Annotated in this window: 12 protein-coding genes and 2 pseudogenes; 7 read left to right on the top strand and 7 right to left on the bottom strand. The window is 71.8% G+C overall.

Translation table 11 applies throughout. The features are described from left to right. Nucleotides 1-239 precede the first annotated feature (239 nt). The gene (locus G3I40_RS22195; RefSeq protein WP_164303889.1) at nt 240-1,340 is read left to right on the top strand and encodes a nitronate monooxygenase family protein; all 1,101 of its coding nucleotides are present in this window, start codon (nt 240-242) and stop codon (nt 1,338-1,340) included. A 61-nt stretch (nt 1,341-1,401) separates the two neighbouring features. Next, on the top strand, nt 1,402-2,967 hold the full coding sequence (locus G3I40_RS22200) for an acyl-CoA synthetase (protein ID WP_164303890.1): 1,566 nt from the start codon (nt 1,402-1,404) through the stop codon (nt 2,965-2,967). 28 nt (nt 2,968-2,995) lie between these two features. Here the strand turns inward: G3I40_RS22200 and G3I40_RS22205 are convergent. Next, nucleotides 2,996-3,292 (bottom strand): annotated as a pseudogene (locus G3I40_RS22205) (penicillin acylase family protein); the annotation flags it as partial. A 199-nt stretch (nt 3,293-3,491) separates the two neighbouring features. Between G3I40_RS22205 and G3I40_RS22210 the strand changes: the two are divergent. Then, nucleotides 3,492-5,009: an acyl-CoA synthetase gene (locus G3I40_RS22210; protein WP_164303891.1), complete on the top strand. Its 1,518-nt coding sequence runs from the start codon at nt 3,492-3,494 to the stop codon at nt 5,007-5,009. Here G3I40_RS22210 and G3I40_RS22215 read toward each other — a convergent pair. Together G3I40_RS22215 and paaK are read right to left on the bottom strand one after the other, a co-directional pair. Continuing rightward, the gene (locus G3I40_RS22215; RefSeq protein ID WP_164303892.1) at nt 4,981-5,670 is read right to left on the bottom strand and encodes a TetR/AcrR family transcriptional regulator; all 690 of its coding nucleotides are present in this window, start codon (nt 5,668-5,670) and stop codon (nt 4,981-4,983) included. The genes G3I40_RS22210 and G3I40_RS22215 overlap by 29 nt on opposite strands. A 58-nt stretch (nt 5,671-5,728) precedes the next feature. Next, nucleotides 5,729-7,021, bottom strand: a complete 1,293-nt coding sequence (gene paaK / locus G3I40_RS22220) for a phenylacetate--CoA ligase PaaK (RefSeq protein WP_164303893.1) — start codon at nt 7,019-7,021, stop codon at nt 5,729-5,731. Between the two features lie 161 nt (nt 7,022-7,182). On the opposite strand from paaK, the gene G3I40_RS22225 reads away from it, so the two are divergent. Then, nucleotides 7,183-8,025, top strand: a complete 843-nt coding sequence (locus tag G3I40_RS22225) for an alpha/beta hydrolase (RefSeq protein WP_164303894.1) — start codon at nt 7,183-7,185, stop codon at nt 8,023-8,025. On the opposite strand, the gene G3I40_RS22230 is transcribed toward G3I40_RS22225, so the two are convergent. From G3I40_RS22230 to G3I40_RS22245, 4 genes are all read right to left on the bottom strand, one after another. Then, the gene (locus G3I40_RS22230) at nt 7,956-9,275 is read right to left on the bottom strand and encodes a sigma-70 family RNA polymerase sigma factor (protein ID WP_164303895.1); all 1,320 of its coding nucleotides are present in this window, start codon (nt 9,273-9,275) and stop codon (nt 7,956-7,958) included. The two genes, G3I40_RS22225 and G3I40_RS22230, sit on opposite strands and share 70 nt — an antisense overlap. Further along, nucleotides 9,272-9,676: a YciI family protein gene (locus G3I40_RS22235; RefSeq protein WP_164303896.1), complete on the bottom strand. Its 405-nt coding sequence runs from the start codon at nt 9,674-9,676 to the stop codon at nt 9,272-9,274. Before G3I40_RS22235 ends, G3I40_RS22230 begins: the two co-directional genes overlap by 4 nt. Nucleotides 9,677-9,805: 129 nt before the next feature. Continuing rightward, complete coding sequence (locus G3I40_RS22240; protein ID WP_164303897.1) at nt 9,806-10,600, bottom strand: GNAT family N-acetyltransferase; 795 nt, start codon at nt 10,598-10,600, stop codon at nt 9,806-9,808. 171 nt (nt 10,601-10,771) lie between these two features. Beyond that, nucleotides 10,772-12,391 carry an acyl-CoA synthetase gene (locus G3I40_RS22245; protein WP_164303898.1) on the bottom strand — a complete coding sequence of 540 codons (1,620 nt, stop codon included), beginning with the start codon at nt 12,389-12,391 and terminating at the stop codon, nt 10,772-10,774. Nucleotides 12,392-12,575: 184 nt separating this feature from the next. Here G3I40_RS22245 and G3I40_RS22250 point away from each other — a divergent pair, with 184 nt between their 5' ends. From G3I40_RS22250 to G3I40_RS22260, 3 genes and pseudogenes are all read left to right on the top strand, one after another. After that, nucleotides 12,576-13,376 (top strand): crotonase/enoyl-CoA hydratase family protein, encoded by an 801-nt coding sequence (locus tag G3I40_RS22250; protein WP_164303899.1) that lies wholly within the window; start codon nt 12,576-12,578, stop codon nt 13,374-13,376. A 215-nt stretch (nt 13,377-13,591) separates the two neighbouring features. Beyond that, nucleotides 13,592-14,554 (top strand): OB-fold nucleic acid binding domain-containing protein, encoded by a 963-nt coding sequence (locus G3I40_RS22255; RefSeq protein ID WP_164303900.1) that lies wholly within the window; start codon nt 13,592-13,594, stop codon nt 14,552-14,554. Next, nucleotides 14,555-15,117 (top strand): annotated as a pseudogene (locus G3I40_RS22260) (lipid-transfer protein); the annotation flags it as partial.

Consider the following 15,117-nt stretch of genomic DNA (forward strand, 5'->3'; position numbering starts at 1 on the left):
CGAGGCCGGCGGCGCCCAGCCGGCGCCGGGTGAGGCCGGTCCGTGATCTTTCCTGGTCCCCTGACGTCATGAACAGGCCTCCTGAAAGTATCTTTCGGGATCTCGCGCGACGGATGAAACTTTCATGTCAGCCCCGCCCCGTGTCAACCGTCGCGCGCGCGGTGACCGCCCGGTGAAGAATCTGACGCTGCATCAGAAAAGCTCTTCCGTCGGCCGGTTCACTGCGGCATCCTGCGGCCATGCAGACGGAGCTGAGCAAGAAACTGGGGATCGAGCACGCCGTCTTCGGCTTCACGCCGTTCCCTGCGGTGGCGGCCGCCATCAGCAGGGCAGGAGGCTTCGGCGTGCTCGGCGCGGTCCGCTACACGGCACCCGACGACCTCAAACGCGACCTGGACTGGCTGCAGGGGCACGCCGACGGCCGGCCGTACGGGCTCGACGTCGTGATGCCCGCGAAGAAGGTCGAGGGGGTGACGGAGGCGGACGTCGAGGCCATGATCCCCGAAGGCCACCGGCAGTTCGTCCAGGAGACCCTCGCCAAGCACGCGGTGCCCGAGCTCGCCGAGGGCGAGGCGTCCGGCTGGCGCATCACCGGCTGGATGGAGCAGGTCGCCCGCAATCAGCTCGACGTCGCCTTCGACTACCCGATCAAACTCCTCGCCAACGCGCTCGGTTCACCCCCCGCCGACGTCATCGCCCGCGCCCACGCGCACGACGTCCTCGTCGCCGCGCTGGCCGGCAGCGCCCGGCACGCCCGCAAGCACGCCGAGGCCGGCATCGATATCGTCGTCGCCCAGGGCTACGAAGCGGGCGGTCACACCGGCGAGATCGCCTCGATGGTGCTGACCCCCGAGGCCGTCGAGGCCGTCGCGCCGCTGCCCGTGCTCGCGGCGGGCGGCATCGGCAGCGGGCAGCAGGCAGCGGCCGCCTTCGCGCTCGGTGCGCAGGGTGTTTGGCTCGGCTCGGTCTGGCTGACCACCACGGAGGCCGACATGAGCTCGCCCGCCCTGACCCGCAAACTGCTCGCCGCGGGCTCCGGCGACACGGTGCGCTCCCGCGCCCTGACCGGCAAGCCGGCCCGCCAGTTGCGCACGCAGTGGACGGACGCCTGGGACGACCCGGCGGGGCCCGGCACGCTGCCGATGCCGCTGCAGGGCCTGCTCGTCGCCGAGGCGGTCTCGCGCATCCAGAAGTACGAGGTGGAACCGCTGCTCGGCACCCCCGTCGGCCAGATCGTCGGCCGCATGAACGAGGAACGCAGCGTCCAGGCGGTCTTCGACGACCTGACCCGCGGTTTCGAGAAGGCGATCGACCGGATCAACAAGGTCGCCGGGCGGTGACCGCCCGGCGCGCCCCCGCGCGGCCCGGACCGACACACGTACACGTAGAAGGGACGACCCCGTGAGCACAGCCACCGACTCCGCACCCCCGAACGGCTTCTGGGCGCAGGCCGCCGCCGACCCCGGTCGGGCGGTGCTCGTCGCCCCGGACGGCGAGGAATGGACCGCGGGCCGCCTGCACGCGGCCGTCAACCAGATGGTGCACGGCCTGCGCGCGGCCGGGATGCAGCGCGGGGACGCGTTCGCCGTCGTCCTGCCGAACGGGGTCGAGTTCTTCACCGCCTATCTCGCCGCGTCCCAGGCGGGCTTCTACCTCGTGCCCGTCAACCATCACTTCGTCGGCCCGGAGATCGCCTGGATCGTCGCCGACTCCGGGGCGAAGGTCCTGATCGCGCACGAACGGTTCGCCGAGCAGGCGCGGCACGCGGCCGACGAGGCGAAGCTGCCGGCGACGCACCGGTACGCCGTCGGCGCCGTCGACACCTTCCGGCCGTACGCCGAACTCCTCGACGGGCAGAGCGAGTCGGCGCCGCGGGACCGGACCCTCGGCTGGGTCATGAACTACACCTCGGGCACGACGGGGCGCCCGCGCGGCATCCGCCGCCCGCTGCAGGACAAGCTCCCCGAGGAGGCCTACCTCGGCGGCTTCCTCGGCATCTTCGGCATCAAGCCGTTCGAGGGGAACGTGCACCTCGTGTGCTCGCCGCTCTACCACACGGCCGTGCTCCAGTTCGCGGGCGCCGCACTGAACATCGGGCACCCCGTCGTCCTCATGGACAAGTGGTCGCCCGAGGAGATGCTGCGGGTCATCGACGCCCACAAGTGCACGCACACGCACATGGTGCCGACCCAGTTCCACCGCCTCCTCGCCCTCCCGCAGGAGACCAGGGACCGCTACGACGTGACCTCCATGCGGCACGCCATCCACGGCGCCGCGCCCTGCCCCGACCACGTCAAGCGCGCCATGATCGACTGGTGGGGGACCTGCGTCGAGGAGTACTACGCGGCGAGCGAGGGCGGCGGCGCCTTCGCCACCGCCGAGGACTGGCTGAAGAAGCCGGGCACGGTCGGCAAGGCCTGGCCCATCAGCGAGCTGGCCATCTTCGACGACGACGGCAACCGGCTGCCCGCCGGTGAACTCGGCACCGTCTACATGCAGATGAGGACCGGCGGATTCTCGTACCACAAGGACGAGGCCAAGACGAAGAAGAACCGCATCGGCGACTTCTTCACCGTCGGCGACCTCGGCATCCTCGACGAGGACGGCTACCTCTTCCTCCGCGACCGCAAGATCGACATGATCATCTCCGGTGGCGTGAACATCTACCCCGCCGAGATCGAGTCCGCACTCCTCACCCACCCGGCCGTCGCCGACGCCGCCGCGTTCGGCATCCCCCACGACGACTGGGGCGAGGAGGTCAAGGCCGTGGTGGAGGTCACCGAGGGGCACACGGCGGGCGACGCGCTCGCCGCCGAGATCCTCGCCCACTGCGAGTCCCGACTGGCGGGCTACAAGCGGCCCAAGAGCCTCGACTTCATCGAGACGATGCCCCGCGACCCGAACGGAAAGCTGTACAAGCGGCGGCTGCGGGACCCGTACTGGGAGGGGCGGACCCGGGCGGTGTGACACCGCCCCTCCCGGCAGGCGGACGGCGTCAGCCGCGCACGCGCACCACCTTCAGCGCGGGCGAGCGCAGGATGTCCCGCTCGCAGAAGCGCTCCGTGACCCACTTCTTCCGCGAGAAGAGGTGGGTCTGGTCGCTGTAGTGCGGCGAGTGGGGGTTCGACGACTGGGAGTACGTGAGCGGCGTGCGCGCCACCGGGCAGCGTCCGCCGTCCCAGCCGACGGCCTGGATGTAGCTGGAGCCGTGCACGACCTCCGTGTAGCCGCCGCCCGCCGGGTCCCAGGTCGGCTCGACCTTGTTCCACACGCCGAGCGACTCGGTGCCGCCGTAGCGAGGCCGTGGTGGTCAGCGCGGTCAGCGGAGCGATCCCGACGACCGCGAGGCGTCTGTGGCTCGGGCGGGTGCGCATCGTGCTCCCAACTGCATTACGGACAGGGGTGGTTGAGCGCACCAACGGGTATGGAGGCTGCCGCGGGCCGCGCGCGCACGTCTTGACCTGGCGTCCGCGGGCGCACAGGATCACGCCATGACGAGGTCAACGGCAGCCGAAGCAGCGGGCAGCACCGTCGACGGCGTGCTGCGCCGCAGCGCCCGGCGCACCCCGGCGCGGACCGCCCTGCGCTACGGACCGCGCACCTGGACGTACGAGGAACTGGACGACGCCGTCTCCCGCGCCGCCGGCGCCCTGCGCGGACTGGGTCTCGCGCCCGGCGACCGGGTCGGCGCCTATGGCCACAACTCGGACGCGTATCTCATCGCGTTCCTGGCCTGCTCCCGCGCGGGCCTCGTGCACGTCCCCGTCAACCAGAACCTGACGGGCGACGACCTGGCCTACATCGTCGGCCAGTCGGGCAGCGCGCTGGTCCTCACCGACGCCGATCTCGCCGACCGCCTGCCGCACGGAACGAGGACGCTGGTGCTGCACGACGCCGACGACTCGCTGCTCGCGCGTCTCGCGGTCGCCGACCCGTACGACGGACCGCAGCCGGGCCCCGACGACCTCGTCCAGCTCCTCTACACCTCCGGTACGACGGCCCTGCCCAAAGGCGCCCGGATGTCGCACCGCGCCCTCGTGCACGAGTACGTGAGCGCGATCCACGCCCTCGACCTGAAGGCGACGGACCGCCCGGTCCACTCGCTGCCGCTGTACCACTCGGCCCAGATGCACGTCTTCCTGCTGCCCTACCTCGCGGTCGGCGCCACGAACACGGTCCTCGACGGGCCCGACGCCGGGCGGATCTTCGACCTGGTCGAGGCGGGCGATGCCGACAGCCTCATCGCGCCGCCGACCGTGTGGATCGGCCTGTCGCAGCACCCGGACTTCGCGCGCCGCGACCTCGGCGGGCTGCGCAAGGCGTACTACGGCGCGTCCATCATGCCGGTGCCCGTACTGGAGCGACTGCGCGCACGGCTGCCGCACCTCGCCTTCTACAACTGCTTCGGACAGAGCGAGATCGGCCCCCTGGCCGCCGTCCTCGGGCCCGATGAGCACGAGGGACGGATGGACTCGTGCGGGCGGCCCGTCCTGTTCGTCGAGGCGAAGGTCGTCGACGAGGACGGCAAGGACGTGCCCGACGGCACGCCCGGCGAGGTCGTCTACCGCTCGCCGCAGCTGTGCGACGGCTACTGGGACAAGCCCGAGGAGAGCGAACGGGCCTTCCGCGACGGCTGGTTCAGGTCCGGAGACCTCGCCGTGCGCGACGGCGAAGGCTACTTCACCGTCGTGGACCGGGTGAAGGACGTCATCAACTCCGGTGGCGTGCTGGTCGCCTCGCGCCAGGTCGAGGACGCCCTCTACACGCATCCGGCCGTCGCCGAGACCGCGGTGATCGGGCTGCCGGACCCGCGGTGGATCGAGGCGGTGACCGCCGTCGTCGTCCGTGCGGGCGAGGTGACGGAGGCCGAACTGCTCGCGCACGCACGCGAGCGGCTCGCCCACTTCAAGGCGCCCAAGCGGGTGCTGTTCGTGGACGGGCTGCCGCGCAACGCCAGCGGCAAGATCCTCAAGCGGGAGCTCAGGGACCGGTTCGCAGACCCGCGGTGATTCCGGCGAGCACGAGGTCGATCCCGGCGAGGAACTCCGCCCGGTCGTCGTGCTCGCGCAGCTGGCCGGCGACGCTGCGGGTGAAGGAGTACGCGTCCGCGTCGAGCGACGACCACTCGCTTGCCACGGCGTCGAGGAACGCCGCCCGGTCGGTGACGCCCGGCGGGGCCGCCCGGGTATTCGCGGCGTTCTGTCCGGCCACGCCGAGGATGTAGTTCATCAGCGCCGACGCGGCGGTGAACCAGGCGGCCTCGGGCACCCCGAGCGCCCGGATCCGGCGGCCGATGCGCTCGAAGACCTGCAGCACCGGGCCCTGCCCCGTCGCCATGGCGAGCTGCGTGCCGACCCACGGATGGGTGTCGATCGCGTCGAACAGGCCGAGGGCGAGGGCGCGGATCTCGTCCTGCGGTGTCCCTGCGTGGCCGTCGCCGGGGGTGACGGCGGCCTCGACGACCGCCTCGGTGGCGGCGCCGAGGAGTTCGGCCTTGCCCGCGACGTGCCAGTAGATCGCCCCGGGGCCGGTCGCGAGCCGCTCCGCCAGGACGCGGAACGTGAGCCCGCTCTCGCCGACCGTGTCGAGGAGCTCGACGGCGGCTGCGACGATGCGCTCCCGGGAGAGCGGTTCCTGCCGTCGTTCCGCGCGGCGCGTCCTGGTTGCCATACGCCCATCCTAGACGCGGTGGAATCCTGTTCCAGTCAGGACTCGACGGGGACGGTGCCTAGGGCCGGCGCAGATCCACGATCCGTTTGATCTTGCCCACTGACCGCTCCAGCGTCTCCGGGTCGACGATCTCGACGGCCACCGTCACCCCGACCCCGTCCTTCATGCCCGCCGCGATGGCCCGGGCCGCGGCCGCCCGGTCCTCTGCGCTCGCGTCGGGGCGGGCCTCGGCGCGGACCGTCAGCGCGTCCATCCGCCCCTCGCGGGTCAGCCGGAGCTGGAAGTGGGGCGCCACGCCGGGGGTGCGCAGGACGATCTCCTCGACCTGCGTGGGGAACAGGTTCACCCCGCGCAGGATCACCATGTCGTCGCTGCGGCCGGTGATCTTCTCCATGCGGCGGAACGCGGGCCGCGCCGTCCCCGGCAGCAGCCGCGTCAGGTCCCTCGTCCGGTACCGGATCACGGGCATGGCCTGCTTCGTCAGCGACGTGAAGACCAGTTCGCCCGGCTCCCCCTCGGGCACCACCTCGCCCGTGATCGGGTCCACGACCTCGGGGTAGAAGTGGTCCTCCCAGATGTGCAGCCCGTCCTTCGTCTCCACGCACTCCTGCGCGACACCCGGGCCGACGACCTCCGAGAGCCCGTAGATGTCGACCGCGTCGATCCCGGCCCGCTCCTCGATCTCCCGGCGCATCTCTTGCGTCCACGGCTCGGCGCCGAAGATGCCGACCTTCAGCGACGAGGAGCGTGCGTCGATGCCCTGGCGCTCGAACTCGTCGAGCAGGGTCAGCATGTACGAGGGCGTCACCATGATGATCTCGGGCTCGAGGTCCTGGATGAGGCGGACCTGGCGCGCGGTCATGCCGCCGGACGCCGGGATGACCGTGCAGCCGAGCCGCTCCGCGCCGTAATGCGCGCCGAGCCCGCCCGTGAACAGGCCGTACCCGTACGCCACATGGACCTTGTGGCCGGGCCTGCCGCCCGCCGCGCGGATCGCCCGTGCCACCATGTCGGCCCACATCGACAGATCGGCCTCGGTGTAGCCGACGACCGTGGGCAGGCCCGTCGTCCCGCTGGACGCGTGCAGCCGGCGCACGTCGCTCTGATCCACGGCGAACATCCCGAAGGGATAGTTGTCCCGCAGGTCCGCCTTCGTCGTGAACGGGAAGCGGGCCAGGTCCTCCAGGGCCCGGCAGTCCTCGGGGCGCACCCCCGCCTTGTCGAAGGCCTCCCGGTAGAACGGCACCCGTTCGTACACCCGGCCCAGCGTGTCCCGCAGCCGCTCCAGCTGCAGTTCCCGCAGCTCCGCAGCGCCCAGGCGCTCGCCCTCGTCCCACCATTGCGTCGTCATCGACCGCACTCCCGAACTCCCGACCGATCATTCGGTTGACTTTCTGGTCGTCAGTAATTCAAGGAGAAGCCGCCCACGTCAAGAGGTGCGGGACATCGTGTTGGGGGCGGTGTCGCGCAAAGGCGTTGCCCTCCGCGCCGTGCCCCTGTGATGATCGCGTCATGTTCACGTTCAGCGCGCCGGACGGCACGGAACTGGCCTGTCACGTACGCGGGTCGGGCCCGCCCCTGGTCTGCCTGCCGGGCGGGCCGATGAGGGACTCCGAGTACCTCGGCGACCTCGGCGGTCTCACCGCCCATCGCACCCTGCACCTCCTCGACCTGCGCGGGACCGGGCAGTCGGCGGTGCCGGTCGACGAGGGGACGTACCGCTGCGACCGGCAGGTGGACGACGTGGAGGCGCTCCGGCTCCACCTGGGCCTCGACCGGATGGACGTCCTCGCGCACTCGGCGGGAGGCAACCTCGCGGCCCTGTACGCGGCCCGACGGCCGGAGCGGGTCGCGCGCCTGGCCCTGGTCACTTCTCCGCAGCGCGCCCTCGGCCTGGCGCCGAGCGCCGACGACCGACGGGCCGCGGCGCACCTGCGGCGCGCCGAGCCGTGGTTCGACAAGGCCTACCCCGAGCTGGAGAAGTTCCTCGCCGGGCGGCCGGACGCGGACTACGCCTACGAAGCCTTCTTCTACGGGCGGTGGGACACGCGCGCCCAGGAGCACGCCGCACGCGGTGACGACCAGTACCACGAGCGGGCGGCCGAACTCTTCGCCTCCGAAGGCGCCTTCGACCCGCCGGCCCTGCACGCCGCCCTCGCGCGTCTCACCGCCCCGGTACTGCTGCTCGCCGGTGAGCTGGACGGCGGTCCTGACCCCGCACTGGTGCACCGCTCCGCCGCGAGCTACCCGCGCGCACAGGTCGTCGTCCAGCCCGGCGCCGCGCACTACCCCTGGCTCGACGACGAGGAGTTCTTCGTGGCGCGGGTCGCGGAGTTCTTGGACGCGCCCGCCTGAGACGCGCCCAACTCGGCGGCCATCAGGGTGAGATGGTGCCGCTCGGGCAGGCTCGCCGTGCGCGCGGCCGCGGCCCGGTAGTCGGCGATCGCGCCGTCCCGGTCCCCGGCGAGCCGACGCAGATGCGCCCGCACCGCGAACAGCCGGTGATGTCCGTGAAGGCGCGGATCCGACTCCAGCGGCCGCAACGCCGCGAGGCCCGCCTCCGGACCCTCCACCATCGCCGCCGCCACGACCCGGTTCAGCGCCACGAAGGGGTTCGGCGAGATCTGTTCCAGGACGCCGTACAGGGCGAGGATCTGCGGCCAGTCGGTGAGCTCGGCGGTCTTCGCCTCGTCGTGCACGGCGGCGATCGCGGCCTGCACCTGGTACGGGCCGACGGGGCCGCGCGGCAGTGCCGCGGTGATCAGCGCGACGCCCTCCTCGATGGCCGCCGCGTCCCAGCGGGTACGGTCCTGCTCGGCCAGCGGGATCAGCTCCCCGCTGGGCCCGGTGCGGGCGGTACTGCGGGCCTGGCCGAGCAGCATCAGGGCGAGCAGCCCCGTCACCTCGCTGTCGTCGGGCAGCAGCGCGTGCACCGCGCGGGTCAGCCGGATCGCCTCGCGGGACAGCTCCACGCGCTGCAGGTCGGGGCCCTCCGTCGTCGCGTACCCCTCGTTGAAGATCAGGTACAGGACGTGCAGCACGGCGTCGAGCCGCTCGGGCCACTCGTCCTTCCCCGGCATCCGGAACGGTACCCCGGACGCCTTGATGCGCCCCTTCGCCCGGCTGATGCGCTGCCCCATCGTCGCCTCGGGCACCATGAACGCCCGCGCGATCCCCGCCGTCGTCAGACCGGCCACGCAGCGCAGCGTCAGCGCGATCGCCGAGGCCGGGGTGAGCGCCGGATGGCAGGACAGGAACAGCAGGGTCAGCGTGTCGTCCCGGTCCGCGGGGCCGTCGCTGTCCGCGCCGGGGGCGGCCTGCCGGTCGGCGGGGGTGCGCGCGGCGACCAGGTCCTCGCGACGGCGCCGCGCCTGCTCGCTGCGCACGGCCTCCGTCATCCGGCGCCGGGCCACGGTGATCAGCCAGCCGCGCGGGTTGTCCGGAACGCCATCCTCCGGCCACTGCCGCAGCGCGTCGAGGAGCGCCTCCTGCACCGCGTCCTCCGCGGCGTCGAAGTCGCCGAAGCGGCGGGTGAGCACGCCGACGACCTGCGGCGCGAGGCTGCGCAGCAGGTCGTCCACGGGGGTGTCGCGGCGTTCGGTCACAGGTCCTCGGGCGGTCCCGACATCACCTGGCGGAGCTCGATCGGCATGTTCAGGGGGCGGCCGCCGCGGCCGGGCGCCGTCGACACGTGCGCGGCCAGCTCCACGGCCCGCTCGTCGCTCGCGCAGTCCACGATCCAGTACCCGGCGAGGAACTCCTTCGTCTCCGGGAAGGGCCCTTCCGTGATCACCGGCGCGTCCTTGCCGTGGGCCCGCACGATCCGTGCGGTGTCGGGCATCGCGAGGCCCTGGGCGTCGACGAACTCGCCGTTCTTCCGCAGCGTCGCGTTCGTCTCGCCCATGAAGGCGATGTGCGCCTTGACCTCGTCGGGCGACCAGGTGTCGAGCGGCGGGAACTCGCTCTGCTGCTCGGCGCTGAACTGCATCAGGAGCATGTACTTCATGACGTTCTCCTCAAGGTCGGAGCGGGCTTGCCGGCCCGCTTCTCGGCTCGTGCCTCGGGTTGCTTCTCATGAGGAGGTAGAAGCCGACGCCGCGCTTTCGACATCGCCGCGGAGATCTCTTCAAAAAAGTTAGCGGGCCTGCGCGCCGTCCGCCTCCAGAACGTAGGGGGTGGTGGTCCCCAGCGCCACGAAGCCCAGTCGTTCCAGGATGGGCCTGCTGTACGACGAGGCGTCGACGTGCACGTACGGGAATCCCCGTGCGGCGGCGATCCGCACCCGGAAGGCGACGAGCGCCCGGTAGATCCCGCGCCGGCGCCACTGGGGCACCGTGCCGCCGCCCCACAGGCTCGCGAAGTCCGTGCCCTCGTTCAGTTCGAGCCGCGCGGCGCTGACCGGCTCGTCACCGTGCAGGGCGAGCACGGCGGGCACGGTCCCGGGGGCGTAAGCGAGCTGCTGCCGCAGCTGGTGGCCGATCGAAGACCGCCCGCCGTCGAAGGCCCGGTCGTGCACCTCCTCCACCAGGGCGACGTGCGCCTCCTCGGTGACCGGCAGCAGCCGGATCCCGTCCGGCGGCGGGACGTCGAGCGGCAGCCCGGCCGTCGGTGCGACGAGCAGACTCTCCGTCTCCTCGGCCACGAAACCCGCGGCCGCGAGCCGCGCGGGCAGCTCGGCCGGCCGGTCGTGCCCGTAGGTCTTCCACTCCAGGTCGACGCCCAACGCGCGGAAGAATGCGACCACTTCGGCGATGGCCGCATCGACGCCGTCCTCGTCGAGCGCCGACCACAGCACCCCGTTCCACCCGGCGGGCGGCCCGACCTGCCGCACCACGTCCCCCACCCGCTCGACCCGTGCCCCGGCGGCGTCGGGGCGTGCCTCGCGCCGCATCTGCTGGTCGAACAGGGCCAGCACCGCTTCATGATCCATTCCCTCACTTCAGCAGCCGGTCCGGTGGAGGGCAATCGGGTTTCGGATGCGCGTCACGCACCCTCAAGCCGCGCCCACGCCGAGGCGTGCGGGCCTCGCCGCTGTCGCCGGGCACACGCCGCAGAGCACCGGCTTCCCTCAGCCGGTGCTCATCGTGCGGTACCCCGTCGGTCAGCCGGCCGACTCCGCCGCCACGGACCGCGCCCACCGGTAGTCGGCCTTCCCGCTGGGCGAGCGCTGGATGGCCTCCGTCACGACCAGCTGGCGCGGGATCTTGTATCCCGCGAGGTGCGTGCGGCAGTGGTCCTGGACGGAGTCCAGTGTCAACTCCGGTGCGCCCTCGCGGAGTTGTACGACCGCGGCCACGTGGTTGCCCCACTTCGGATCGGGGACGCCGGCCACCAGAGCGTCGTAGACGTCCGGATGGGACTTGAGGGCCTGCTCGACCTCTTCCGGGTAGACCTTCTCACCGCCCGTGTTGATGCACTGCGAGCCGCGGCCGAGGACGGTGACGATGCCTTCCTCGTCGACCGTCGCCATGTCGCCGAGCAGTACCCAGCGCTCGTCGCCGTGCTGGAAGAACGTCTCGGCCGTCTTCTTCGGGTCGTTGTAGTAGCCGAGCGGGACGTTGCCGCGCTGGGCGATGCGGCCGATCTCGCCGACGGCCACCGGTGCGTACGTCGCCGGATCCACCACCTGTGTACGCGAGTTGACCCGCAGCCGGAATCCGGAGCCGGCGCCGGAGTCGTCCGTCGCCGTACCGTTGAAGCCGGACTCCGACGAACCGAAGTTGTTCAGCAGCATCACGTTCGGCACCAGCGCCTGGAACTGCGCGCGCACCGTGTCCGACATGATCGCCCCGGAGGAGGAGACGCTGAACATCGCCGAGCAGTCGGTGCCCTTCATCGGGCCGTTGAGCGCGTCGATGAGCGGGCGCAGCATCGCGTCGCCCACCAGCGACATGCTCGTCACCTTCTCCTTCTCGATCGTGCGCAGCACCTCCTCCGGCACGAACTTGCGGTGGATGACGATGCGTTGCCCGAAGTTGAAGCCGATGAACGCCGTGAGCGTGGACGTGCCGTGCATCAGCGGGGGAGTGGGGAAGAACGTGATGCCGTCGCCGCCGGCCGCCACCCGCTCCGCCAGCTCCTCGGGTCGCGACACCGGCTCACCGGTGGGTGCGCCGCCGCCCAGCCCCGCGAAGAACAGGTCCTCCTGGCGCCACATCACCCCCTTCGGCATGCCCGTCGTGCCGCCGGTGTAGATGATGAACTGGTCGTCCGCCGAGCGCGGCGCGAACCCGCGCCCCGGCGACGAGGCCGACTCCGCCTCGGCGAAGTCCACGGCCTTGAGCGGCGGCGCGTCCGGTGCCGGGGCGCCCACCCGCACCAGGTGCCGCAGCTTCCGCGCCCGCGGCTGCGCCGCCGCCACGCGCGGGGTGAACTCCGCGTCGAAGACCAGGGCCGCCAGATCCGCGTCCTGATAGAGGTAGACCAACTCCTCTTCCACGTAACGGTAGTTGACGTTCACCGGCACGATCCGCGCCTTGAGGCAGGCGAGCACCGTCTGCAGGTACTCGATGCCGTTGTAGAGATGCAGACCGAGGTGCTCGCCCGGACGCAGCCCGCTGTCGATCAGGTGGTGCGCGATCCGGTTGGCCGCCTCGTCGAGTTGCGCGTACGTCAGCCTGCGCTCGGCGCCCGTGCCGGGGTGGTCGATGTAGACGAGTGCCTCGCGGTCGGGGACCGCGTCGACGACCGACTCGAACAGGTCGGCAAGGTTGTACTCCACCGCTCCTCCTGACCGTGGCCCCATCTCGTGTGGCCGTCATCAGAACAGACGGGAAGACAAGGGGGAAGGGCCCCCGCACAAGAAATCTGACTGAGTGTCAGAAAACCCTTGAACTGGTCCGTCCCCTCCTGCAACCTGTTCTCGTCTCAAGGGCCTTGAAGCTCCAGCTGACCGGAGGGCAGTCATGGGTGGGACCGAACATCTCCAGGTGCGGCGCGAGGGCGCGACGCTCGTGCTCACGCTCAACCGGCCCGAGGCCAAGAACGCGCTGTCGCTGCCGATGCTCGTCGGCCTGTACGACGGATGGCTCGAGGCCGACGCCGACGACGCGATCCGCTCGGTCGTGCTGACCGGCGCGGGCGGCTCGTTCTGTGCGGGCATGGACCTCAAGGCGCTGGCCGGCGACGGCATGGACGGCCAGCAGTACCGCGACCGCATGAAGGCCGACCCGGACCTGCACTGGAAGGCGATGCTGCGCCACCACCGCCCGCGCAAACCGGTGATCGCCGCCGTCGAGGGCTACTGCGTGGCCGGCGGCACGGAGATCCTGCAGGGCACCGACATCCGGGTCGCGGGCGAGTCGGCCACGTTCGGCCTGTTCGAGGTGGTGCGGGGCCTGTTCCCCATCGGCGGCTCGACGGTGCGGCTGCCGCGCCAGATCCCGCGTACGCACGCGCTGGAGATGCTGCTGACGGGCCGGCCCTACCCGGCGGCCGAGGCGGCGGCGATCGGCCTCGTGGGCCGCGTCGTTCCCGACGGCACGACCTTGGAGGCCGCGCTGGAGATCGCCGAGCGGATCAACGCGTGCGGGCCCCTGGCCGTGGAGGCCGTGAAGGCGTCCGTCTACGAGACGGCGGAGATGACCGAGACGGACGGCCTGGCCTCGGAGCTGAAGCGCGGCTGGCCGATCTTCGACACGGCCGACGCGAAGGAAGGCGCCCGGGCCTTCGCGGAGAAGAGGGCGCCAGTGTTCCGCCGGAAGTGAGAGGTGCTCCGCGCTGCGCGTGCCCTCCCGGTCCCGCGCCTGCCGGATGCGCTGCGTGCGCCGTCTCGTCGTGGCTGGTCGCGCGGTTCTTCCCTCGGCCCCTGGGGGCGCGGGGAGCCGCGCGAAGCAGGACCACCACCCGCACCCGGCGACGCACCACCACACGGCGGACGAGAACCCCGCCCCCGACCCCCTGCACCTCCAGAGGAGCCCAGATGACCACCACCCCCCAACCGGAGGTACTCCGCGCACCCCTCGTCGTGGAGTTCCCGTTCACCCGCTCCCTCGGCCCCGTCCAGAGCGCCTTCCTCACCGGCCTGCGCCACCGCACCGTCCTCGGCGTGAGGACCACCGACGGCAGGACCCTCGTCCCCCCGGTCGAGTACGACCCGGTCACCGCCGACGAGATCCGCGACCTCGTCCAGGTCGCGGAGACCGGCACCGTCACCACCTGGGCCTGGAACCCCGAACCCCGCCGCGGGCAGCCCCTCGACACCCCCTTCGCCTGGGTCCTGGTCACCCTCGACGGCGCCGACACCGGCCTCCTGCACGCCCTCGACGCCCCCGGCCCGGACGCCGTCCGCACCGGCCAGCGGGTCCGCATCCGCTGGGCCGAGGAGAGGACCGGCGCGATCACCGACATCGCCTGCTTCGAACCCGACGACTCCGGGCCCGGCAGCACCCGGGTCGCCCCGCACACCGGCGAGTTCGAGGACCCGGTGACCGGCATCGTCGCCCACGCCCGCCTCGACTACACCTACAGCCCCGGCGGCGCCCAGACCCGCTACATCAACGCCCTCGCGGACAACCGCACCGTCGGCGAACGCTGCCCCTCCTGCCACAAGGTCTACATCCCGCCCCGCGGCGCCTGCCCCACCTGCGGCGTCGCCACCACCGACCAGGTGGAGGTCGGCCCGGCCGGCACCGTCACCACGTACTGCATCGTCAACGTGAAGGCCAAGAACCTCGACATCGAACTGCCCTACGTCTACGCGCACATCGCGCTCGACGGCGCCGACCTCGCCCTGCACGGACGCATCGCGGGCATCCCGTACGACCAGGTGCGGATGGGGCTGCGCGTCGAGCCCGTGTGGAGCGAGGACGGGCGCTATCCGGACCACTACCGGCCGACCGGCGAACCCGACGCCGACTACGACACGTACAAGGAGCTGATCTGAATGCGGCCGCCGATCCGGGACATCGCCGTCGTCGCCTTCGGGCAGACCGACCACCGGCGCACCACCGACGAACAGTCGGAGGTGGAGATGCTGATGCCGGTGCTGCACGAGGTGCTCGCCGCCACCGGCATGAAGACCAGCGACATCGGCTTCACCTGCTCGGGGTCGAGCGACTACCTCGCCGGGCGCGCCTTCTCCTTCACCATGGCACTCGACGGGGTCGGCGCGTGGCCGCCGATCTCCGAGTCGCACGTGGAGATGGACGGCGCGTGGGCGCTGTACGAGGCGTGGACCAAGCTGCTGACCGGCGAGGCCGACACCGCGCTCGTCTACGCGTACGGGAAGTCCTCGCCGGGTTCGGTGCGCGACGTGCTCACCCGGCAGCTCGACCCGTACTACCTCGCCCCGCTGTGGCCCGACTCGGTCGCGCTCGCCGCGCTCCAGGCGCAGGCGCTCATCGACGCGGGCGACACCGACGAGCCCGCGCTCGCCGGGGTCGCCGCCCGCAGCCGACGGGACGCCGAGGCCAACCCGCACGCCCAACTGCGCGGCGCCGGCGTACG

It is taken from the genome of Streptomyces sp. SID14478 (assembly GCF_010548525.1).
Lineage (GTDB): Bacteria > Actinomycetota > Actinomycetes > Streptomycetales > Streptomycetaceae > Streptomyces.

Excerpts from the sequence above, each read along its gene's own strand:
- G3I40_RS22225 (WP_164303894.1), top strand. The coding sequence starts at position 7,183 with ATGTTCACGTTCAGCGCGCCGGACGGCACGGAACTGGCCTGTCACGTA.
- G3I40_RS22210 (WP_164303891.1), top strand. The coding sequence starts at position 3,492 with ATGACGAGGTCAACGGCAGCCGAAGCAGCGGGCAGCACCGTCGACGGC.
- G3I40_RS22195 (WP_164303889.1), top strand. The coding sequence starts at position 240 with ATGCAGACGGAGCTGAGCAAGAAACTGGGGATCGAGCACGCCGTCTTC.
- G3I40_RS22235 (WP_164303896.1), bottom strand. The coding sequence starts at position 9,676 with ATGAAGTACATGCTCCTGATGCAGTTCAGCGCCGAGCAGCAGAGCGAG.
- G3I40_RS22255 (WP_164303900.1), top strand. The coding sequence starts at position 13,592 with ATGACCACCACCCCCCAACCGGAGGTACTCCGCGCACCCCTCGTCGTG.
- G3I40_RS22240 (WP_164303897.1), bottom strand. The coding sequence starts at position 10,600 with ATGGATCATGAAGCGGTGCTGGCCCTGTTCGACCAGCAGATGCGGCGC.
- G3I40_RS22215 (WP_164303892.1), bottom strand. The coding sequence starts at position 5,670 with ATGGCAACCAGGACGCGCCGCGCGGAACGACGGCAGGAACCGCTCTCC.
- G3I40_RS22250 (WP_164303899.1), top strand. The coding sequence starts at position 12,576 with ATGGGTGGGACCGAACATCTCCAGGTGCGGCGCGAGGGCGCGACGCTC.
- paaK (WP_164303893.1), bottom strand. The coding sequence starts at position 7,021 with ATGACGACGCAATGGTGGGACGAGGGCGAGCGCCTGGGCGCTGCGGAG.